This window comes from Ensifer sp. ENS10, assembly GCF_014852025.1.
Classification (GTDB): Bacteria; Pseudomonadota; Alphaproteobacteria; order Rhizobiales; family Rhizobiaceae; genus Ensifer.
In genome coordinates this window covers 1,204,286-1,226,842 of record NZ_JACVAS010000001.1, presented here as the reverse complement: position 1 = coordinate 1,226,842, position 22,557 = coordinate 1,204,286, and the positions used below count along the sequence as shown (strand labels likewise).

At 62.8% G+C, this 22,557-nt stretch carries 17 protein-coding genes; 7 read left to right on the top strand and 10 right to left on the bottom strand.

Annotated features, from left to right (window positions below; translation table 11 throughout):
* Positions 1-41: 41 nt before the first annotated feature.
* The 3 genes from IB265_RS05935 to IB265_RS05925 all read left to right on the top strand — a co-directional run bounded on the left by IB265_RS05935 (position 42) and on the right by IB265_RS05925 (position 4,005).
* On the top strand, positions 42-1,442 hold the full coding sequence (locus tag IB265_RS05935; RefSeq protein WP_057252614.1) for a multicopper oxidase family protein: 1,401 nt from the start codon (positions 42-44) through the stop codon (positions 1,440-1,442).
* A gap of 78 nt (positions 1,443-1,520) precedes the next feature.
* The gene (gene rnd / locus IB265_RS05930) at positions 1,521-2,672 is read left to right on the top strand and encodes a ribonuclease D (RefSeq protein ID WP_057252617.1); all 1,152 of its coding nucleotides are present in this window, start codon (positions 1,521-1,523) and stop codon (positions 2,670-2,672) included.
* Between the two features lie 283 nt (positions 2,673-2,955).
* Positions 2,956-4,005 carry an adenylate/guanylate cyclase domain-containing protein gene (locus IB265_RS05925; RefSeq protein ID WP_057252620.1) on the top strand — a complete coding sequence of 350 codons (1,050 nt, stop codon included), beginning with the start codon at positions 2,956-2,958 and terminating at the stop codon, positions 4,003-4,005.
* 22 nt (positions 4,006-4,027) lie between these two features.
* Here IB265_RS05925 and IB265_RS05920 read toward each other — a convergent pair whose 3' ends face one another.
* Positions 4,028-4,435, bottom strand: coding sequence for a DUF2000 family protein (locus IB265_RS05920; protein ID WP_057252622.1), 408 nt, complete (start codon positions 4,433-4,435; stop codon positions 4,028-4,030).
* Between IB265_RS05920 and IB265_RS05915 the strand changes: the two genes are divergently transcribed.
* Together IB265_RS05915 and IB265_RS05910 are read left to right on the top strand one after the other, a co-directional pair.
* A complete protein-coding gene (locus tag IB265_RS05915; protein ID WP_082615963.1) occupies positions 4,434-5,330 on the top strand; it encodes an AraC family transcriptional regulator in 897 nt (298 codons plus the stop codon). The genes IB265_RS05920 and IB265_RS05915 overlap by 2 nt on opposite strands.
* 206 nt (positions 5,331-5,536) lie before the next feature.
* Positions 5,537-6,895 (top strand): esterase-like activity of phytase family protein, encoded by a 1,359-nt coding sequence (locus IB265_RS05910; RefSeq protein WP_192494658.1) that lies wholly within the window; start codon positions 5,537-5,539, stop codon positions 6,893-6,895.
* Positions 6,896-6,960: 65 nt separating this feature from the next.
* Here the strand turns inward: IB265_RS05910 and ppx are convergent, their stop codons facing one another.
* From ppx to IB265_RS05890, 4 genes are all read right to left on the bottom strand, one after another.
* On the bottom strand, positions 6,961-8,484 hold the full coding sequence (gene ppx / locus IB265_RS05905; protein WP_057252625.1) for an exopolyphosphatase: 1,524 nt from the start codon (positions 8,482-8,484) through the stop codon (positions 6,961-6,963).
* Positions 8,485-8,495: 11 nt separating this feature from the next.
* Positions 8,496-10,682, bottom strand: a complete 2,187-nt coding sequence (locus IB265_RS05900) for an RNA degradosome polyphosphate kinase (protein WP_057252898.1) — start codon at positions 10,680-10,682, stop codon at positions 8,496-8,498.
* A gap of 64 nt (positions 10,683-10,746) precedes the next feature.
* Positions 10,747-11,436 (bottom strand): DnaA regulatory inactivator HdaA, encoded by a 690-nt coding sequence (hdaA, locus tag IB265_RS05895; RefSeq protein ID WP_057252627.1) that lies wholly within the window; start codon positions 11,434-11,436, stop codon positions 10,747-10,749.
* Positions 11,437-11,462: 26 nt separating this feature from the next.
* Positions 11,463-12,584, bottom strand: coding sequence for an AI-2E family transporter (locus IB265_RS05890; protein WP_057252628.1), 1,122 nt, complete (start codon positions 12,582-12,584; stop codon positions 11,463-11,465).
* Positions 12,585-12,955: 371 nt separating this feature from the next.
* Here IB265_RS05890 and purM point away from each other — a divergent pair, with 371 nt between their 5' ends.
* Both purM and purN read left to right on the top strand, forming a co-directional pair.
* Positions 12,956-14,026, top strand: coding sequence for a phosphoribosylformylglycinamidine cyclo-ligase (gene purM, locus IB265_RS05885; protein ID WP_057252631.1), 1,071 nt, complete (start codon positions 12,956-12,958; stop codon positions 14,024-14,026).
* Entirely contained in the window at positions 14,023-14,691 is a 669-nt protein-coding gene (gene purN / locus IB265_RS05880; RefSeq protein WP_057252632.1) for a phosphoribosylglycinamide formyltransferase, read from the top strand. The genes purM and purN overlap by 4 nt, the downstream gene beginning before the upstream one ends.
* Before the next feature lie 59 nt (positions 14,692-14,750).
* Here purN and IB265_RS05875 read toward each other — a convergent pair whose 3' ends face one another.
* From IB265_RS05875 to IB265_RS05855, 5 genes are all read right to left on the bottom strand, one after another.
* On the bottom strand, positions 14,751-16,136 hold the full coding sequence (locus IB265_RS05875) for a virulence factor family protein (protein WP_057252634.1): 1,386 nt from the start codon (positions 16,134-16,136) through the stop codon (positions 14,751-14,753).
* Entirely contained in the window at positions 16,133-18,742 is a 2,610-nt protein-coding gene (mprF, locus tag IB265_RS05870) for a bifunctional lysylphosphatidylglycerol flippase/synthetase MprF (protein WP_192494657.1), read from the bottom strand. The genes IB265_RS05875 and mprF overlap by 4 nt, the downstream gene beginning before the upstream one ends.
* Before the next feature lie 103 nt (positions 18,743-18,845).
* Entirely contained in the window at positions 18,846-19,442 is a 597-nt protein-coding gene (locus tag IB265_RS05865; protein WP_057252899.1) for an NUDIX domain-containing protein, read from the bottom strand.
* A gap of 43 nt (positions 19,443-19,485) precedes the next feature.
* On the bottom strand, positions 19,486-20,379 hold the full coding sequence (locus tag IB265_RS05860) for a cation diffusion facilitator family transporter (protein ID WP_192494656.1): 894 nt from the start codon (positions 20,377-20,379) through the stop codon (positions 19,486-19,488).
* Between the two features lie 32 nt (positions 20,380-20,411).
* Positions 20,412-22,547, bottom strand: a complete 2,136-nt coding sequence (locus tag IB265_RS05855) for a molybdopterin-dependent oxidoreductase (protein ID WP_192494655.1) — start codon at positions 22,545-22,547, stop codon at positions 20,412-20,414.
* Positions 22,548-22,557: the final 10 nt, after the last annotated feature.

The window sequence follows — 22,557 nt, the reverse complement described above, 5'->3', positions numbered from 1 at the left end:
TAGAACCGGCAGCAACCTGAACAGCAGCCGAGATTGCCGAAATGCCCGTCATCAGCCGCCGTACTTTTCTTCAAGGCTCCGCTGCTCTGGGAGGTGCCTTTGCGCTCGGGGCGGGCATGGCGGCACGCGCCGGGGCCGCGCCGGATCCGCAGACCCTGACGGCACGTCTCACCGAGGCGCAGATCGCCAGGGATGGCGTGACGCCGAAGGTGATGACCTACGGTTTGGGCGAGGCTGAGAACAGCGGCGTGCCGCCGGTCCTGCGCATGCGCAAGGGTGAGCCTTACGCCGCGCGTCTCATCAACCGGCTCGACGAGCCGACGACGGTGCACTGGCACGGCCTTCGCATCGCCAACGCCATGGATGGCGTTCCCGAGCTGACGCAGCCCTATGTCTATCCGGGCGACCACTTCGACTATCTCTTCACGCCGCCGGACGCCGGCACCTTCTGGTACCATCCGCACTGCAACACGCTGACCCAGATGGGCAGCGGGCTCACCGGCGTGATCGTCGTCGAGAACCCCGAGGATCCGGATTTCGATGCCGAGATCGTGCTCAACCTCCGCGACTGGCGGCTTGGCACGGGCGGCGCCTTCATCGATCCGTTCAAGCCGCGCGATGCCGCGCGCGGCGGCACCTATGGAACGGTGCGCACCGCCAACTGGCAGCAGGAACCGACTTACGACGCACCGGCCGGCGGGCTCATTCGCGTGCGCATCGCCGCGACCGACGTCACGCGCATCTACACGATCGGCCTCGATGGCGCTGAGGCGATGGTGATCGCGCTCGACGGCAACCCGGTCGAAAAACCCTTTTCCCTCGATCGCTACGACTTCGGCCCAGGCCAGCGCGTCGACCTAGTGGTGCGCATGCCCGATGGCGAGGGCCAGACGGTCGCGCTCGGCAACTTCCGTGGGTCGCACCCTTGGACCATCGCAAGCTTCCGAGCCGTCGGGACATCGCTCAAGCGCGATCTCCGCGACATTGCCCCCCTGCCCGCCAACCCGATCGCCGAGGCGGATCTCTCCGTCGCGACCCGTGTGCCGATCGAGCTGACGGCGACGGCCGAGCACAAGGCAGCACCTTCGATCTGCGGCTCGCTCGGCTATACGTTCTGGGCGATCAACAAGGTGCCGTGGCCGGGCGACACGCCGGACCCGATCGCGCCGATCGAGGAGATGAAGCTCGGCAAGAGCTATGTTCTTGAGGTCGCCAACCGGACGCCGCACGCGCATCCGATCCATCTGCACGGCCTGAGCTTCCGCATCCTCAATTCCAACAAGCGGACTTTCCTGCCGCCGCCGACCGATACGATCCTGCTTTTGCCCGACGAACAGGCGGAAGTGGCGCTAGTAGCGGACAATCCGGGCGACTGGGTCATCCATTGCCACATCATCGAGCATCAGAAGACCGGCATGACGGGTTATTTCAAGATCGTCTGAGAATTTCGATTGTGACAGATGCCGCGAAGAGCTACACGAAAATCTAAGCCGCATTTTTGCCACAGTGATTTAAATCTGATGATTGAAACAACCACAGACCTTGAGGCCGCCTGCGAGCAGCTGGCCCGTTCAAATTATATTACGATTGACACCGAATTCCTGCGCGAGACGACCTTCTGGCCGGAGCTCTGCCTGATCCAGATGGCAAGTCCGGATCTCGCCGTCATTGTCGACCCGATGGCCAAAGGCATCGACCTTTCGCCCTTCTTCGCGCTGATGGCCAATCCTGAAGTCATCAAGGTATTCCATGCCGCGCGTCAGGACATCGAGATCATCTTCCATCTCGGCAACCTCATTCCGCACCCGATCTTCGACACACAGGTCGCGGCCATGGTTTGCGGCTTCGGCGATAGCGTCTCCTATGACCAGCTCGTCAACCGCGTGACCGGCACGCAGATCGACAAGTCCTCACGCTTTACCGACTGGAGCCGCCGGCCGCTGACCGACAAGCAGCTCGACTATGCGCTCGCCGACGTCACGCATCTGCGCGACATCTACAAGTACCTGGCCGCAGAGCTGGAACGCGAGGGGCGCTCGTTGTGGCTGACTGAAGAGATGGCGATCCTTGAGGCACGCGACACCTATGACCTGCATCCGGACGACGCCTGGCAGCGTCTCAAGATGCGCGTCAAGAAACCGATCGAACTCGCCGTCCTCAAGACCGTCGCTGCCTGGCGCGAACGCGAGGCGCGCGCCCGCAACGTACCGCGCGGCCGCATCCTGAAAGACGACGCCATCTACGAGATTGCCCAGCAGCAGCCGAAGGACGCGGAAGCCCTGGGACGGCTTAGGACCGTTCCCAAGGGCTGGGAACGGTCCAGCGCCGGAACTGCGGTCATCGAGGCGGTCAACGAGGCGCTCGCGATCCCGAAGACCGATCTGCCGAAGCTACCGCGCCAAAACCATACGCCGGAAGGCGCCGCTGCCGCAGGCGAAATGCTCAAGGTTCTTTTGAAGCTCATCGCCGAAAAGCAGGGCGTGGCCGCGAAGATCATCGCCAACAGCGACGATCTCGACAGGATCGCCGCCGAGGGCGAGAAGGCCGATGTCGGCGCGCTCAAGGGCTGGCGGCGCGAACTCTTCGGTGAAACCGCGCTGAAGCTCATCAACGGCGAAGTGGCTCTTCGTTTCGTCGACAAGAAGATCGAGACGGTGGAGCTCGGCAGCTAGATTTGCTTCAAGCGGCAAATAGTATCGGACGGAGTCAAGTTTCCGCCCGAATCCGGCTCTAGCTGAAAGCCGGGCGGAACAGAATCACCATCGTCTCGAACGAAGGTGACTACTGCATGTTTCCTTAATCGTACCCGATTAAAGGGCAAAAACATGCAGAAATTCAAAGTGCTACAGCGACCCTTGCGCGTCTGATAAGACGCGCGCCGCTGTAGGCGTGGCAGAGCGGCAACGTTGCGTGCCGACTGACACGTATGCCGCTTCTTCCGTACCGGGGCTTCCTATGCGTTGGCGCTTCTCCACTTTCGAAGGACTTCTGCTGCTGCTCGTCATCGCGGGCGCAGGGGCAGTTTACGCATGGGTTTTCTATGGAAAGGGCGCCCTGATCGGCGCCACCTACGCGCTCTTTATGTGCCTGCCGATCATTGCCTTCGAGAGGCGCATCATCTTCCGGCGCCTCAATCGGCGGATCCACGCCTTCTCGACGCCTGTCTTCTTTGTCGCCTCGCTTGCGATCTACTTCGTGCTTCTCGATGTCGGCTACGCGGCGGCCGGCCTGATCATGCAGACAAGCGGCGTTATGGACGACAACTGGATGGAGGCGATGACGCCATCCAAGACGGTCCTGCTCTTCGCATTGGGTATCTCGGGTTCGCTCGTCTTCATCCTCCGGGTTCGCGAGCTTTTGGGCCGCGATGTCTTTCTGAGCCTGCTGACGGGCCGTTACCGCAATCCGGTTCAGGAAGAGCGCGTCTTCCTGTTCGTCGACCTCGCCGGCTCGACCAGCTACGCCGAGAAACACGGCGACCTCAGGATGCAGGAATATCTCGGCCGGCTGTTCGCGACGATTGCCGACCCTGTGCTGCGCTATCGGGGGTCGATAGACGACTATGTGGGCGACGCTGCCGTCATCACCTGGCCCTTCGACCGCGCCACCAACAATGCGGCCTGCATTCATTGCGTCTTCGACATTCTGGAAATTATCGATGCGGAGGCGCACCGCTGGCAGAAGGAATTCGGCGAGGTCCCGCGCCTGCGCGCAGCCCTTCATGGCGGCACCATCGTTGCTGCCGAAATCGGCCTCGACAGGCACAAGATCACCTATTTCGGCGATACGGTGAACACCACCGCCCGGCTGGAAGGCTTTTGCAAGACACTCGGCCACCAGGTGCTGATCTCCACCGACCTCGCCCGCAAGATGCGTCTGCCGCACTATGTCCGGGTCGAGGATCTCGGCGAGCACGCGATCAAGGGCCGCGGTCAAAAGCTCGGCGTTCTGGCACTGCGTGTCGGAGGCTCACCGCCTGCCCTTGCGCCCAGTGCGGCGGAATAGTCACCGTCGGGCCGTAGCCGCTTCAGCCGTGCAGGTTTGCGCCCTTGGTAATCTTGTCGACCAGCTTCTTGTCCGCATGGATGGCGATGCCGGCGACCGCGGCATCGTCCGGTCTGGTTTCCGCGAAAACCGCGCGATTGGCATTGTCGTGGCCGGTGGCGAACATGCCGTCGACATAGATCGAGGCTCGTATTTCTCTTTCGATCGCACGTCGTTGAATGTTGCCGAGTGTCTTCCCATCTGCAGCGAGCACGATGATCGGCTGGACACTCAGGGCGTTGTAGACGTTGCCGGCGCCGTCGCGATAGTCTTCCCCGATGATATCGGGCTTCTGCCCGGCAATACCGGTGGCGAGGAAGGCGGTGACGTTCAGCTTTTGCCAGGTTGCCAGGTCTTCGCGCAATACGATCGCAAATTTGGTATCGAACATGACAGTCATCTCCATTTCAGCCCGACAGGGCGTGCCGGAAGACGCATTATCGGAGGGTGCTGCCGTCGATCTTGAACGATTGTGCGGGACGCAAGGTGACGGTATCCGGGTCGCTCCCGCCGTCGATGGCATCGAGCGCATAGAAGCGCGCCTGCATGGGAAATTCTTTGAGCCTCATCGCCACGACACCTACGCGATCGGCGTGACGCTCGGCGGCGTCCAGACGTTCCAGTACCGCGGCGAAAGCCGCTTCAGCAAACCCGGGAGCATCATCATCCTCCACCCGGACGAGATCCACGATGGCGGCGCGGGAACGGAGATCGGGCTGCGCTATCGGATGATGTATCTGCAGCCGGAACGCTTGCTCGCCGCGCTCGGCGAAACGGGGCGCGCCCTGCCCTTCGTCGCAGCACCTGTCGTGGGTGACGAGGCCCTGCGGCAGGCGGTCGGAGAAGCCGTGATGGACCTCGACAATGGCATCGACGAGCTGGCGCTTGACGACATCCTCGTTCGGATCGCGGAGGGCCTCTACCGGCATGCCGGCGCCAAGGACATCAAGCCGGGAAAGGCCGACAAGCACGCAGTTCTGGAGGCAACCGAATACCTTCGCGCCAATCTCGAGCGGCCCGTGGGTTCCCAGGAACTCGAGGCCGTCAGCGGGCTCGATCGCTTCACGCTGGCGAGGCAGTTCCGCAAAGTTCTCGGCACAAGCCCGCATCGCTACCTCCTGATGCGCCGGCTGGAGCGCGCCCGGCAGATGATTGCCAGGGGAGAAAGTCTTGCAGGTGCTGCGCTCGAAACCGGCTTTGCCGATCAGGCGCATTTCACCCGCCATTTCAAGCGCGCCTATGGCATAACACCAGGACGCTGGGCGAGCCTCGCCGTCGCCGGCTGAGCCTGTCACCAAAGCTTCATCGGTCTGTCAGACAAGCATCACCCCTTCGTCATCTAAGCCGCCTATCGGGTTGCGGTCTACAGCGCCGCGCGTCTTATCAGACGCGTAAAGGTCGCTGTAGCACTTCGAATTGCTGCATGTCTTTGTCCTTAAATCGAGGGCGATTTAAGGAGGCATGCGGGAGGCTCCAACCCATGGTGACTTTTATGACGAAAACGCTTCTCGCCACCGCGGCGCTCTCACTTTTGATGACGATGGCCGCCTCGGCCGAGGAAAAGTCCTTCACCGCAACGCTGAAGGGTCACGCGATCCTGCCGGCGAACACGATCATCGCCGCTCCCTCGGATGCACCCGATTACCTGAAGACCTCCGGCAAGTTCACCTCCGCGGACCGCAAGCGCGCAGAAGCGCTCGGCACCGTGCCGGGCAAGGACGGCGTTCGCCCGACCGGGCTTTCGCTGCCCTTCAACGGCCAGCCGATGCAAGGCTTTTCCGGCATCAAGGCGATGGAGGACGGTACGTTCTGGAGCCTCTCCGACAATGGCTTCGGCAACAAGCTGAACTCCACCGACGCCATGCTGATGCTGCATCACGTCAAGATGGACTGGGATGGGGGCAAGGTCGAAGCGCTGAAGACCCTCTTCCTCACCGACCCGGACAAGAAGGCACCCTTCCCGATCGTCATGGAAGGTTCTGACAAGCGCTATCTCACCGGGGCGGATTTCGACGTCGAATCGATCCAGCCGGTCGCCGACGGCTTCTGGGTTGGCGAAGAATTCGGACCCTACATCCTCAAGTTCGATCTCGACGGCAAGCTGACGGACGTCGTTGCGACGACGGTCGATGGCAAGCCGGTCCTGTCGCCCGACAATCCGACGCTGACGCTGCAGGCCGACCCGTCGAAGAAGACGCCCGCTTTCAACCTGAAGCGCTCCGGCGGCTATGAAGGCATGGCCCTTTCCAAGGATGGCAGCAAGCTCTATGGCCTGCTCGAAGGCCCCCTCTGGACGGACGGCGAAACGGTCGAGCAGGCCGATGGTCGCCCGGCGCTGCGCATCATCGAACTCGATGTCGCGAGCAAGGCCTGGACCGGTCGCAGCTGGCTCTATCCGCTGGCTGAAGGCGGCGAGGCGATCGGCGACTTCAACATGCTCGACGACAAGACCGCGCTGGTGATCGAACGCGACAACGGCGCCGGCACGGTCGACAAGGCGTGTGCCGACCCGAAGGACCCGAAGCCGGACTGCTTCGCCACCGGCTCCAAGGTCAAGCGCATCTACAAGATCGCCTTCGATGACAGCAATGTCGGCAAGGCCGTGCGAAAGATCGGCTACATCGACCTGCTCAAGATCGCCGACCCGGATAACAAGAGGCGCCAGGGCGGCGGCGAAGGCTTCTACGACATGCCCTTCGTCACCATCGAGAACGTCGACCGCGTCAATGAGACCCACATCATCGTCGGCAACGACAACAACCTGCCGTTCTCGGCCGGTCGCGCGCTCGACAAGGCCGATGACAATGAATTCGTGCTGCTCGAAGTCGGCGATTTCCTGAAGGCCGAATAATCAAAAAGGGCGCGCCAGCCCAGGTTGGCGCGCCCTTTCCGCAAGAAACAAGATTTTCCTCAGCCTCAGCTTTCGAAGTGGAAAGCGAGCCTCTTGCCGGTGAGCTTGCCGAGTTGCTGCAGGCGCCCATTCAGCCGCTCGCCGGCAAACTCCGAATAGGCGGCCGGAACGACGATCTCGAGATCCACGTCCGGCTGGGACGATTTGCGGAACGTCAGGTTCTGCGTAATCCCCGGCATCGACGCCGAGAACAGGTAGGCGACACGCAGCAGGCCGCCGAGCAGCTTCGCCAGTTCCAGCAAGCGCGGCGTGGTGATACCGGCAAGCGCGTTCGTGGCGCCGTCATCGTTCAGCCCTTCGAAGCGGTAGTAGTTGGCAAGCGCGATATAGGCGCGGCCCGCATGGGTGATACCGGAGAAGGTCGAGTGGGCGATGATGTTCAGCGCCTGCAGGCCGCGATAGTCGGGATGCGCGCGCCAGCTGATATCGGCGAGCAGGCACGCGGCCTGACGATAACGGCTTTCCTCTTCCGTCTCTTCTATCCCGAAGAACGGCACCATGCGGCCCGTCCAGTCGGCCAGTTCACGCGCATGCTCGGGTGAGCGGGCGCGCAGGATGGCGATTTCATTCGCCGCCGTCAGCAGCGGATCCTGGGCGCGTTCCTCGTCCTTCAGCAACGAGAACAGATAGCCTTCGCGCACACCGAGTGCCGAGAAGGAAATCCGCTCCGGCTTCATGATCGAGAGCGCTTCCTGCATGGCGATCGCCCCGAAGGGCAGAAGGCTGCGGCGGCTCTTCGAGATCGTCGCATAGGCCGACGGCTTGATGCTCTTCGGCTCGATCACTTCAGGCAGCAGCGCCATCGCCTCGTCGTAGGAAATCTCGTAGCCCTGCATCATGTGCAGCGGATAGTCCCGGGTCTCCATGTGCAGCTTGGCGATCGAGCGCCATGTGCCGCCGACAGCGTAGAAGGTGCGGCCCGTACCGGTCCTCAGCACGGCCGAGTTCTTCATGAACTTGCGCACCCAGGTGCGCGCTTTCGTGAGCGAGCCATTGCTGTGTTCGAACAGCCGGATGCCGCCGAGCGGCAGGGTGATACCCTTGCCGATCTTCGTGCCCGAGACGTCGACGAGCTCAAGGGAACCGCCGCCAAGGTCGCCGACGACGCCATCAGGATCGTGATAGCCGCTGACGATACCCATCGCGGAATAATAGGCCTCCTCCTCGCCGGTGAGGATACGGACCTTATGGCCGAGGATCGCCTCCGCCTTCTCGATGAAGGCCGGACCGTTGCTCGCTTCGCGTGCTGCCGCCGTGGCGAGCACATACATCGATATGGCACGCGCCTGCTTCGAGAGCGCGTGGAAGCGATGCAGCGCCCTGAGCGCGCGCTCGACGCTTTCTTCGTCCATGCGTCCGGTCGCATCGATGCCCTTGCCGAGACCGCACATCACCTTTTCGTTGAACAGCATGGCCGGCGAGCGGCTCAGGCCTTCATAGACGACAAGGCGGATGGAGTTCGAACCGATATCGATAACGGAAACCGGGCGGATGCCGGGCAGACGCCCCTGCGCTTCTGATTCGACCATGCAATTCCAGTTTATTTGTGCCAGCCGCTCTTCCAGCCAGCTATGAGCTTCGGTGCGCTGGACTTCAGGGCTTCACCCCGGCCGGAGAGGCTGGGATTGGTCATGAAATAGTGCTGTGCGTTGAAAGGCTCGGCGTCCTTGCCGACTTCCATCCGGCGAGAGGTGCCATCAGGAAGAATTTCGTAGCTCTGCTGGTTGTCGATGAGATTGCCCAGCATGATCTGCGACAGAACCTGTTCGTGCACAGTCCGGTTGATGAGAGGCACGAGCGTCTCGACCCGCCGGTCCAGATTGCGCGGCATCATATCCGCCGAGCCGATATAGACAAGGGCATTTTCCGATGGAAGCCCATGGCCGTTGCCGAAGCAGAATATGCGGGAATGTTCGAGGAAACGGCCGACGATGGACTTGACACGGATGTTGTCGGAGAGCCCGGGGACTTGCGGCCGAAGGCAGCAGATGCCGCGCACCACGAGGTCGATCTCGACGCCGGCGCGGCTCGCCTTGTAGAGCGCGTCGATGATTTCCGGGTCGACGAGAGAATTCATCTTCATCCAGATCGCCGCCGGGCGCCCGGCCTTGGCATGTTCGATCTCTTCGTCGACGTGCTTGAGGATGCGCGGGCGCAGCGTGTGCGGCGAAACCGCGAGCTTCATGCCGGCTTCCGGCTCGCCATAGCCGGTGATGAAGTTGAAGATGTTCGCCATGTCGTGGGCGATCACCGGGTTGCAGGTGAAGAACGACAGGTCGGTATAGATCTTCGCCGTCACCGGGTGATAGTTGCCGGTGCCGAGGTGGCAGTAGGTCCTGAGCCTGCCTTCCTCACGCCGCACCACCATCGACATCTTGGCGTGAGTCTTGAGTTCGATGAAACCGAAAACGACCTGCACGCCGGCGCGCTCGAGGTCGCGCGCCCAGCGGATATTGGCCTCCTCGTCGAAACGGGCCTTGAGCTCGACCAGCGCCGTCACCGACTTGCCGGCTTCAGCCGCATCGATCAGCGCGCGCACGATCGGACTGTCGTTCGAGGTGCGGTAGAGCGTCTGCTTGATGGCGACCACTTCAGGATCGCGTGCCGCCTGCAACAGGAACTGCACGACGACGTCGAAGGATTCGTAGGGGTGGTGGACCACCATGTCCTTCTCGCGGATCGCCGCCAGGCAATCGCCGGCATGCTCGCGGACGCGCTCGGGAAAGCGCGGATTGTAGGGGTCGAAGCGCAGATCGTCGCGCGGCGCCTTGGTGATTTCAGAGAGCGTGTTGAGCGCCAGCAGGCCGGGGAGAACGGCGATGCGGTTTTCCGGAACGCCGAGTTCCTGCACGACGAACTGGCGCAGCGACGCCGGCATTTCCGAATCGGTCTCGATGCGGATCACCGAACCACGGCGACGGCGCTTCAACGCGGTTTCGAAGAAGCGCACCAGGTCTTCGGCTTCTTCCTCCACTTCGATATCGCTGTCGCGGATGATGCGGAAGGTACCGGAACCCTTGACCTCGTAACCGGGGAACAGCCGATCGATGAACTGGCTGACCATATCTTCGAGCGTAATATAGCGGATGACGTTCTTGACGTCGGGCAGCCGGATAAAGCGGTCGAGCGCGACCGGCAGGCGCAAGAGCGCGGTCATCGGCTCGCGGCCAGTCTTGCTGACGAGCTGCAGGCCCATCGAGAAGCCTAAGTTCGGAATGAACGGGAACGGGTGCGCCGGATCGATCGAGAGCGGCGTCAGCACCGGGAAGATCGACTGGTCGAACTCGTTGGCAAGCCAGCTCCTGTCCTGCGCCGACAGCGACGCCGGGCGCACGATCAGGATGTCTTCCTTGGCGAGATACTGCTGCAGGACCGCAAGCGAGGCCTGCTGCTCCATCTGCAGATTGTCGATTTCCTTGAGGATGTCTTCGAGCTGTTCGACCGGCGTCTTACCATCGGGCGAGCGCATGGAAAGGCCCTGGCGCACCTGCCCTTCCAGGCCCGCAACGCGCACCATGAAGAACTCGTCGAGGTTGGCAGCGGAGATCGACAGGAAGCGAATCCGCTCCAGCAGCGGATGTGCCGTATTCAGCGTTTCTTCGAGCACGCGACGATTGAACTGCAGCCAGGAGAATTCGCGGTTGATGAAGCGCCGCGGGCTGGTCAGCAGATCGATGTCCTCCACTGCCGCCTGGTTTTCGTTCACCGCCGATACCGCGTTATCCATGCTCATTCGATCCCATTGCTCCGGTTGCACCGGCTATCTCAGTTTGACGACGGTTCTGTGACAGTCAATCGGACCGCCGCCGATTCCCCAGTTCTTCGAGAACTTCGGAAGCAAGTGCCCGGCTGAGCTTCGTTCCGCGGGAAAGTGCCAGATGGTCGATGCGCTCGACGATCGTCTGCGCCGCCTCCAGCGACCGCTCCATGCGCTGAACGATATAGCCCACGAGCCGCTCGTCGACGAAGAGCTGGCGGTCGGCGAAAAGCTTGATCAGCACCTGCGTCAGCAACTCGTCATCCGGCTCGCCGATCTCGACGATGGTCGCCGCCTTCAGGCGCGAGCGCAGATCCGGCAGCGTCACCGGCCAGGACATCGGCCATAGCCGCGTCGTCATCAGGAGACCGGTGCCATGCTGGCGCACGTTGTTGATGACGTGGAAAAGCGTCGTGTCGTCAAAGCCACTGCGGTCGGCGTCCTCGAAGAGGACAGGCTTCTCCGCCGCAATCAGCGCGGCATCCGAGCCGGCGAGCGGATGGATCGTTTCGGCCCCTGCCCGCTCTTTCCAGATGCTGGCGAGATGCGATTTGCCGGAGCCGACGGGCCCGGCGATGATGACGACCGGCGACGGCCAGTCCGGCCAGTGGTCGACGATGGCGATCGCAGCGCTCAGCCTGTCGGAGACGAGCAGGTCCTCACGGCCCGTCGCCGGGTCGTGGCCGAAGGCCAGGGGTATTTGTTCGAATGCGCGTTTTGTCATGCTGTACTCGGGACAATCGTCGGAAATCAGGCGGCCTTGTCGCTCTTCGCCTTCTTTTCCACGGCCTTGCCGTGCCCGTGATAGAGGTCGCTATCAAGGTACCGCTGGATGCCGAAGCGGACAAGCACGCCGATGGCCGCTGCTGCCGGCACCGCCACCAGCAGACCGACGAAGCCGAAGAGCGCGCCGAAGGCAAGGAGCGCAAACATCAACCAGACCGGATGCAGGCCGACGCTTTTGCCCACCAGCTTCGGCTGGAGGATGTTGCCCTCCATGAACTGACCGCTGAAGAAAACTGCAAGCACGAGGCCGATCCAAAGATAGTCCGGCCAGAACTGCACCAGGGCAACGCCAACAGCGAGCACGAGGCCGACCATGGATCCGACATAGGGAATGAAGCTGATCATGCCGGCGAAGAGGCCGATCAGCAGGCCGAAATTGAGACCGACCAGCGACAGGCCGATACCGTAATAAAGGCCAAGGATGACGCAGAGCGAGCCCTGCCCGCGCACGAAGCCGGCGATCGTCGTGTTCATGTCGCGGGCGATCTGGCGCACATCCGAGACGTAGTCGCGCGGAACCCAGCTATCGACCTTCTCCACCATCCGGTCCCAGTCGAGCAGAATATAGAAGGCGACGACAGGGGTAACGACCAGCAGCGAGATGACATCGAGCAGCGCCACGCCGGAGTTCCAGATCTGCTGGAAGAGCGTGCCGACGAAAGCGGCTCCCTGTTCCAGCAGCTTGCCGGAGCTCTGCTTGAGCGACGGCATCTGGCTCGCCAGCCAATCGGGGATCAGACGCGTCTGCGCTTCGTTGACCAGCACTTGCAGCTTCGAGGCGTAGCCGGGGATGTTCGCGATGAAATCGGCCGCCTGGCTGACGACAACAGGAATGATGACCATGAGCGCCAGCACGAAGACCACGACGAAGCCGATCAAGATGACGACCGTCGCCATCAACCGGCTGAGGCCAAGCCGCTCGAGACGGTCGGCGACCGGATCGAGGAAATAGGCAAGCGCCATGCCGGCAAGGAACGGCAGCAGGATCGAGCTGAAAACCATGAGGAATGCAATGAAGGCGGCAAGCACCAGCAGCCAGAAGATGACCTGGCGCTGCAATCCGGAACCGCTGACCTTGATATCCATGACACTCCTTTAGATCACGTGCTCTTAGGTCGGATCGACCTGAAATCATCAACGTGACCGTTTCTCGTAAGCGAGAGCAGGATGCCGGCGTAACACCGCACACACTTTTCCACATCCCGCCCTGGCGCGCCGCATGCGCCGATCGCGTATCACAACCCTTTAAAGGAGATAGGGGGCGGCGCGGGCGCCGGTCAAGTCCAACCGGGTGAGGCCGCGCGGTTTGGAGCTATGCTGCTTTGCTTCTACCGTGGGATATGGGCAAAATGTTGAAAAAACGCCGCCAATCCGTGGTCTCGGCTTGCACTCCCTTGCCTGCCGTGCCAATCGCATCCGCAAAATACCTGTCGCACGACGAGCCTTGGAGAACGAGCATGAGCCAGTCGGGAAAGAACGGCCTCACCTATAGCGACGCGGGCGTGGACATCGACGCCGGCAACCTGATGGTCGAGAAGATCAAGCCGCATGTGCGCTCGACGAGGCGTCCGGGCGCCGACGGTGAGATCGGCGGCTTCGGCGGTCTCTTCGACCTGAAGGCGGCAGGCTTCACCGACCCGGTTCTGGTTGCCGCCAATGACGGCGTCGGCACCAAGCTCAAGATCGCCATCGATGCCAACAAGCACGACACTGTCGGCATCGACCTTGTCGCCATGTGCGTCAACGACCTCGTGGTCCAGGGCGCCGAGCCGCTGTTCTTCCTCGACTATTTCGCGACCGGCAAGCTCGACCCGGACCAGGGTGCCGCGATCGTCGCTGGCATCGCCAGCGGCTGCCGCGAAGCGGGCTGCGCGCTGATCGGCGGCGAGACGGCCGAAATGCCCGGCATGTATTCGGGTGGCGATTATGACCTTGCCGGCTTCGCCGTGGGTGCCGCCGAGCGCGGACAACTGTTGCCGGCCGGAGACATCGGCGAAGGCGACGTCATCCTCGGCCTCGCATCGTCGGGCGTTCACTCCAACGGCTATTCGCTGGTGCGCAAGATCGTCACGCTCTCGGGCCTTGCCTGGGACGCACCCGCGCCGTTCGGCGAAGGCACGCTTGCCGATCTCCTGATGACGCCGACGCGCATCTATGTGAAGCCGCTCTTGAAGGCGATCCGCGAGACCGGCGCGATCAAGGCGCTCGCCCATATCACCGGCGGCGGCTTCCCCGAGAACATTCCGCGCGTGCTGCCGAAGCACCTCGCCGCCGAGATCGACCTCGATGCGATCAAGGCGCCGAAGGTGTTCTCCTGGCTTGCACAGACCGGCGGCGTTGCTGCCAACGAGATGCTGCGCACCTTCAACTGCGGCGTCGGCATGATCGTCGTCGTCCCGGCGGACAAGGCTGCGGAGATCGCCTCTGTGCTGACCGGCGAAGGTGAAACCGTCTTCACGCTCGGCCGGATGGTCGCGCGCGACGAAGGTGCTGCCGGCACGATCTACAAGGGCACCCTCGCCCTATGACGACTGAGGTCTCGACGGGCAAGAAGCGGGTCGTCGTCTTCATTTCGGGTGGCGGCTCCAACATGCTGGCGCTGGCGAAAGCCGCGGCCGAGCCAGGTTTTCCCGCCGAGATCGTTGCGGTCATCGCCGACAAGGCGGATGCCGGCGGCCTCGTCAAGGCGGCAGCACTCGGTATTGCCACACGCAGTTTCCTGCGCAAGGATTTCGACAGCAAGGACGCCCACGAGGCGGCAATCCTTGCCGAGCTCGATCGCCTATCGCCGGATATCATCTGCCTGGCCGGCTATATGCGGCTGCTTTCGGCAACCTTCATCCAGCGCCATCAAGGGCGGATCCTCAACATCCACCCCTCGCTGCTGCCGCTCTTCCCCGGCTTGCACACCCATCAGCGGGCGATCGACGCCGGCATGAAGGTCGCCGGCTGCACGGTGCACTTCGTGACCGAAGGCATGGACGAAGGCCCGATCCTCGCGCAGGCAGTGGTGCCGGTTCTCCCCGGCGATACATCCGAAAGCCTTGCAGCGCGGGTGCTGACCGTCGAGCACCGCACCTATCCGATGGCGCTCCGGCTGATGGCCGAGGGCAAGGTGCGCATGGAAGATGGTCGCGCGGTGAGCCATAGCGCTGCCGAAGCAACCGCCACGCTGATCTCGCCTGCCGCCTGATTAGAGCACCCCGCTTTCAGTGAAATTACTGGAAGCGGAAGATGCGCTGGATCAATTCATCACTTCGCCGACGCCAGCCTGCGATCGAGCGCATCGAGCACACGCCGCGTCAATGCCGGATAGTCCTCGTCGAAGTGATGGCCACCGTCGATGCCGATGATGTCGACGCCCGTTCCCTTCAATTCAGGGCAGGCATCATCCTCTTCGTCGGTGCCGTAGATGCATTGCACCAGCGCCGGATCGATGCGCTTGATGTCGTCGAGCGGATCGCCGCCCTTGCCATCGCCTTCCGCACCCAGCCAGCCGAGCACCGACACCTTGTAGTCGACCAAGTGCGACAGCGCCATCAGCGTCACCTGGCGGACATGCGCCTTTTCGCCTGATGGCAGCAGGTTGAAGGTTCGCGGCAGAACGTCGGCACCGAAGGAATAGCCGATCAGCAGTACGTTGCGCACGTTCCAGTGCTTGCGGTAGTAGCTCATCACTTTGGCAAGGTCGTCCGCCGTCGCCTGGGGATCGCGTTCCGACCAGAAATAATGCAGGGAATCGAAGCCGACGACCGGCACCCCCTGCTGCTGGAGGACGTCGCCGACTTCCTTGTCGATGTCACGCCAGCCGCCGTCACCCGAATAGATCACCGCCATCGTATCGCGCGTCGGCTTGGCGTCGAGAATGGTCAGCGGCAGGCCGAACGGGTTGCCGGCGTCGCTTTCGCTGTCGATGATATCCGAGAGATGGTCGGACAATGCCGTGAAGGCATCATCGTCACTGTCTTCCTGATCGACATCCGGATGCTTTGCGATAAGCGCGGCCACATGCGAGCGCCCATCCGCGGAGGCTGCCGGCGAGAAGACGACGGAGACCGGGTCCGGCAAGGCACCATCGGTCAAGCCATAGACCATGCGGTCGCCTTTCTTCACCTTATCGGCCGGAGTGCAGAGCTGTTTCCTGAGCGCGATGCCCTCCTCCGGATCGACCGCCAGCGTCTGGCCGATCGTGGCTGGCGGCGTCTGGGCGGCAATCGCGAGCGCCATGGCGCCACCGGCGCCGACACCGGCAACGATCGGCAGTTGGTAGGCATCGCTGCCGATGGCGCGCTGTACCTGCTGGCTGAGCGATTCGATATCGGAGACCATGTAGATGCAGTCGCCGTCATCCTTGGCGAGCGACGCGAGATAAGCCTTGAGATCGACACCGATGACGATGGTCTTGTCACCGGTGAGCGTATCAGCGACCGCCTGCTCCTTGTCCGTCCAGCCTGAAGCATCCGAAAGCAGCACGACCAGTGCGGTCGCCTTTTCCTTGGGCAACATGATGCGCGGCGACGGGATCATCCCGGTATCGTAGCTCTTCGGCGCGTCTTCCGCGGCAGCAGGAAGAATGGAAACCGAAAGCAGCAACGCCGCCGAGGTGAGGCATTTCCAGGCGTTCGCGACACGGATCATTTCTTCACCACTCCCTTGAGACCGCCGCCGATCAGGAATGTCGCATCCATCAAGGCGAGGATCGGATTGATGCCGCCACTGGCGACAAGATAGCGCGGTTGCCACTGCGGATGAAACTTCGACTTGAAGGCGCGCAGGCCCTTGAAGTTGTAGAAGCGCTCGCCGTGTTCGAAGAAGGTACGGCCGGCCCGGTCCCACACCGGCGCGATCTGGCGCGTCGACATGCCGGACAGGGGTGCCATGCCGAGATTGAAGGCGCGGAACCCCTCCCCCTTCAGATATTCCATTACCTGGGCGAAGAGGAAATCCATGGCTCCCTTCGGCGCGTCCGGCGAGAAGCGCATCAGATCGACGGTGCCCTCCTCCTTCGTCCCGGTCACGAGGATATTGGCGAAAGCGACGATGCGTCCGTTGCATGTGAGGATCGCAACCGGTTGTTCGGCCAGGTAGTCCGGATCGAAGGCGCCGAGCGAGAAGCCCTTTTCCTTGGCGTTGTGATGCGCGAGCCAGGCATCGGAAACAGCCGTCAGGTCGGCCATGATTTCAGGAACGTCCGCCGGCGGCACGACCTGAAACTCCAGCCCGTCGCGCTGGGCGCGGCTGACCTGCTGGCGCAAGTTTGCCCACTTGCCGCCCTTCATCTCGAAACGGGCGAGATCGACGCGCGCCAGTTCACCGAGCCGGAAGGCGCGCAGCCCCGCATCGGCATAGTAGGCAAGCCCCTCGGCCGAAACCTGATAGAACACAGCCCGGCAACCGGCGGCTCGCGCCTTCTCGATGAAATGCCAGATCAGTTCCGGCCAGGCGTCGATTGGCCCGACCGGATCGAAGAGCGCAATCCAGGAACGGGCCCGCTGGCCGTACATGATGAAGGCCCGCCGGTCGGCCGAGAACAGGATGCTCTTGTCGCCCATGCGCACCAGATTGGCGTCGGACATGTTTTGCGCCTCGACGATCGCCAAGGCGCGCTCCATCGCATCGTCGGAGGCGGGCTCCGCCGCCCCGGTTGCCGGGCGCATCAGGCTCCAGATCGCAAGCATGCTGGCACCGATGGTGACGCCCAGGAGCGCCCGCAGCCCGCGCGGCGCCTCGGCCGAAAATTCGAACTGCCACCAGAGCTCGTGGCTGTATTCGACATCGCGGTAGACAAAGAGCAGGACGACCAGTCCGCCGAGGCAGATGACCCCAAGCGCCGTCAGCCACGGTATGGTGAGCGCCTGGCCAAAGAGGGATGCCGGACGGACGAACAGGCGCCGGCTGACGAGCAGCCCCACGAGAAAGAAGGCGAGCATGCCCGCTTCCACCACCGCGATCGCCTTGATCAGCGACAGCAGGAGTGCGGCGATCGCAATCACGATCGACGCCCACCAGGCACCATCCAGGCGCAGCGCCAGGCCGCGGGAGACGACGACGAGCGCAAGGCCGAGCAGGCTTGCGAGGAAATGGGCGCCCTCGACGATCGGCAGGGGCAGCAGGCTTTCAAGAAAGGCCAGATTTTCGTCGGGTGTCGGCGTCACGCTCGAAAGCACCAGCATGATCGCGAGCACGACGCCGAGCGTCGCCAGCAGCAGCGGCGTCATCCGGCCGCCAACGCGGCGCACACTTGAGGCGACCGGATGGCCGGAGAGCTGGCGGAGCTCGATGCCGATAACGACGGCGATCGCAATCACCAGCGGCAGCACGTGATAGATCACGCGATAGAGAACCAGCGCGCCGAGAATGGTGTCGACATCGGTGTTGTGGCCGAGCGTCGCGATGATGATCGTCTCGAAGACGCCGAGGCCGGCTGGAACGTGACTGAGAACACCGACGCCGACGGCGAGCGAGTAGACGGCGAGGAAAGCCGGCCAGCCGATGGTGCCGGCCGGCAGGAGCACATAGAGGACGGTTGCCGAAGCGGCGAGATCGAGCGCGGTCACCAGGAACTGGCGCGAGACCGTGCGCGAATCCGGCAGCCGCAATGTCAGGCGTCCGAGGCTGACCTCGCGGCCGTCGCGCGCAAGGAAGAACACGGTGAACAACCCGCCGAGGATGACGACGGCGATCACGCGCAGCAAAAGCGGATCGAGCCCGGTCATCGGCGCCACATATTCGCCGACCGCCAGCAGGCTGAGGCAGGTCACCGTCAGAAGGCCGAGCCCAAAGGCAAGCGTCACGAAGGCAATGATCCGGGCAATATTTTCCGGCTCGATGCCGAGGCGGGAATAGGACCGGTAGCGGATCGCGCCACCGCTCAAGGCGCCAAAACCGGCGGTGTTGCCGACCGCATAGGCGCAAGCGGCCGTCAGCGCCACATCGGCATAGGGCAGCTTGCGCCGGACATAATCGAGCGCGCCGACGTCATAGAAGGTCAGCGCCAGGAAGCTCAGCGCCGTGAAGAACACCGCCGCCGCAAGCGACGCCCAGGGCGTATCTGCCAAGGCTTGGACGACTTCATCGTACTGAACTTCGGATGTCAGGTGAAAGATCGCAAAGCCGAAGAGAGCGATCACAAATAGCGTACCAGCGGCCGAAAGAGAGCGACGGTTGCGGCGCAGGAAGGAAATCCAGCCCCCCTCCGCCTGCTGCTCGTCGTCGGTTGCGCTTTCCGAAAGGGAGGATGTCATGGGGCGCCCATGTCAATGATGAGAACATCAGCGCTTTAGCTTACCCGATACCGATCAAAAAGTGAAATATCCGTAATAAATTATCTTCTTATAAAACAATGATTTAGCCGCTGAGTTCGTTGCGGTTGAGCTTTGCCCATTGCAGCAGCATGATCGTCTTGGCGTCGCAAATCTCGCCGGTGGCGATCATAGCGAAGGCCCGATCAAGCGGTATTTCGAGAACTTCGATGTGCTCTCCCTCATGCGCAAGCCCGCCGCCATCCCCACGCTTTTCCGTGACGTCGATGTGGCCGACGAAAAAGCTCGTGCGCTCGGTGAGCGCGCCCGGGCTCATATAGGCATCGAAAAGGTGGGTGGCGCCTTCGACATGGTAGCCGGTCTCTTCCAACGCCTCGCGGGCGATCGCAACTTCCGGGGTGTCGTCGTCCAACAACCCGGCCACCGCTTCGATCATGTAGGCCTCGTCCCCCTGCAAGAGCACGGGAACGCGCAGCTGCCGCACAAGCACCACGCTTTGCCGCTTGGCGTCGACGAGCAGGATGGTCGCCGCACTGCCATGATCGTGAACCTCGCGCTTCAAGGTCGCGGTCATGCCGTTCGACATGTCCTGTTCGAGCGTCACTTCCTCAAGATGGATGAACCCGTCCCAAAGCGTGCGGCGACCGATGATCCTGACGCGCGGATCGTGATGTGTGCTCATGCGAAATCCTTCTTTGGCGGGGGCAATCCGGCCGTTCCTGCCTTCAGTGAACATGTTCCAACGCCGCGCGGTCTTCCCGCTCCATCTGCAACGTCGTGTGGTGAAGGTCAAAGTCTTCGCGCAAGCGCGCCTCGATCGCCCGGCGCACGGTCTCGCCGTCAGCGCCATCCGTGAGCACCGCATGCGCCGTCAGCGACGGCTGGCTCTGGGTAATCGCCCATAGGTGAAGGTCATGCACCGACAAGACGCCCGGAACCGCGGCGATCGTCGCGTGGACATCGGCGAGCCGTATGCCCGGCGGCACGCCTTCGAACAGGATGTTGATGCACTCCTTCAGCAGCACCCAGGTGCGCGGGAAGACCATGAAGCCGATACCGACGGCGAGCAGGGAGTCCACCCATTGCCAGCCGGTGAACCAGATGACCGCGGCACCGACGATGACGGCGAGCGAGCCGAGCATGTCCGACCAGACCTCGAGATAGGCACCCTTGACGTTGAGGCTCTCGTCCTTGTGGCTCGTCAGGAGGCGCATCGAGGCGAGATTGACGAGCAGGCCGATGACGGCGATCACCAGCATCCCGCCCGACTGGATTTCCTGCGGCTCCGACAGCCGCTTCCAGGCTTCGTAGAGAATGTAGAAGGCAACGGCGAGCAAGAGCAGCGCGTTGAAGGCGGCCGCGAGGATTTCGAAACGCGCATAACCGTAGGTGCGCAGCAGATCGGATGGGCGGCGGCCCACATGGATGGCCACGAGCGCGATCGCAAGGGCCGCGGTGTCGGTCAACATGTGCATGGCGTCGGAAATCAGCGCCAGGCTGCCGGTCAGTACACCGCCGACGACCTCCGCCAGCATGAAGCCGCCGGTCAGGCCGAGCGAAGCCCAGAGCCTCGAAACCGGCGTGCTACTGACATCTGCATGGTGGTGGTCGCCGCTCATGGAGGGTTCCGTCTGCCGTTGAACAACCTGATTTAGCGCGCCAACCTGACCCAGACCCTATTGTCGTGGAAGGCAGCACCGCCATAGGGCGCCACCGCATCGGCACCGGTCAGCACGTTGATCCCTTCCCCGTCGAGATGGGCGCCGTTCGGCCAGAGCCCCTCGGCGATCACAACGCCGCGACGCGTTCCCCCGCCGATCTTCGCATGCAGGCGGATCTCACCACGCTGATTGCCGAGCTGAACGATATCGCCATCGGCGATGCCGAGTGCCTCGGCGTCTTCCGCATGGAGCATCACTTCCGGGCGCACTTCCTTCTGGATGGAGGACGGCGTCTCGGCAAAGGTCGAGTTGAGGAAGGAGCGGGCCGGCGAGGTCGCGAGGCGGAAGGGATGCTCGGCATCAGCGACCTCAATCAGGTCGACATGATCAGGAAACTCCGGCAGCGCTGCATGCGGCCCTTGAATGCCCATGGACTTCGGCGGCCGGTTCGCCGCCGGCGTTCCCGTCCAGTCCGGCTTGAAGCGGAACTTGCCGTCCGGATGACCGAAGCCTTTGAGGTAGTGCGCGTCTTCGAATGCCGGCTGGCAGTCCAGCCACTTCTCTTGTCTCATCTCCTCGTAGCCGATGCCGTAATTGGCGAGCAGCCGGTCGATATGCTGGCGCTCCGTCAGGCCGAAGCCGCCATGGTCGGCAACGCCCAAGCGCTTGGCCAGTTCCTCGATGACGAAGAGGTTGGTGCGCACGGTCGACGGCGGCTCCACCACCTTGGGGCCGATCAGGATGTGCTGGTGACCGCCGCCACGATAGAGATCGTCATGTTCGAGGAACATGGTGGCCGGCAGCACGATATCGGCAACGGCGGCCGTATCGGTCATGAACTGCTCGTGCACGGCGACGAAGAGATCATCGCGCAGGAAGCCACGCTTCACCAGCCGCTGTTCCGGCGCGACGTTCACCGGATTGGTGTTCTGGATCAGCATCGCGGTCACCGGACCACGGTGGCGCAGCGCCTCGGCATCACCGGTCAGCACGCGGCCGATCTGCGACTGGTCGAGCATGCGGACATCCGGATCGTGGAAGGCCGAGCCCACCAGCTCGCGCTTGTCGAGCTTGAAGATGTCGTTGTTGGAGTGGAAGGCACCGCCGCCTTCATGCTTCCAGGAGCCAAGAACGGTGGCGACGGAGGCCGCCGCATGGATGGCGACCGAGCCGTTGCGCTGGCGGGTAAAGCCGTAGCCGAGGCGGAAATAGGTTCTGGGCGTCGTTCCGACAAGCTTGGCGAAGGCTTCGATTTCATCGACCGAAAGACCAGTGATGGCGGAAGCCCATTCCGGTCCGCGCGACTTGAGATGTGCTTCGAGCCCGGCGGGGTCGTCGGCGAATTCCGTCATATAGGCCCGGTCGGCATAGCCGTCGCGAAATGCGATGTGCATCACGGCGCAGGCGAGCGCTGCGTCGGTGCCGGGCTTCAAGACGAGACCCATATCTGCCTGTTTGACCGTCGGGTTGTCGTAAATGTCTATGACGACGATCTTTGCGCCGCGATCCTTGCGCGCCTTCACCGCGTGCGTCATTACGTTGACCTGGGTCGCGACAGCGTTCGTCCCCCAGATCACCACGCAATCGGCCTTGGCCATCTCGCGCGGATCGGGACCGCGAAGCGCCCCTGTCGCCATGGCGAAGCCGGTCCAGGCCATGTTGGTACAGATCGAGCCGAAGAAGCCGGAGTAACGCTTGGCGTGGCGCAGGCGCTCGATTGAATCGCGCTGCACTTGCCCCATGGTTCCGGCATAGAAGTAGGGCCAGATCGCCTCCGCACCGTGTTTCTGCTCGGCGCGGATGAACTGGTCGGCGATCTCGTCGAGCGCCGCTTCCCAGCTGACGTCCTGCCAGTTGCCCTCGCCCTTGGCACCCTTGCGGCGCTGCGGCACCATGAGGCGGCCGGGATGGTAGATGCGCTCGGAATAGCGCGCCACCTTGGCGCAGATCACACCGGCGGTATAGGTGTTGGCGGAAGCGCCACGCACGCGGCCGATCCGCCCTTCGGCAGTCAGATCCACTTCCAGCGCGCAAGCGGAGGGACAGTCGTGCGGACAGACCGAATGGCCGATCGATTTTTCTGCTTTGATGGGGGTCGCAACGTTCATGGCTTTTCTATATGGCATCGACAAACGG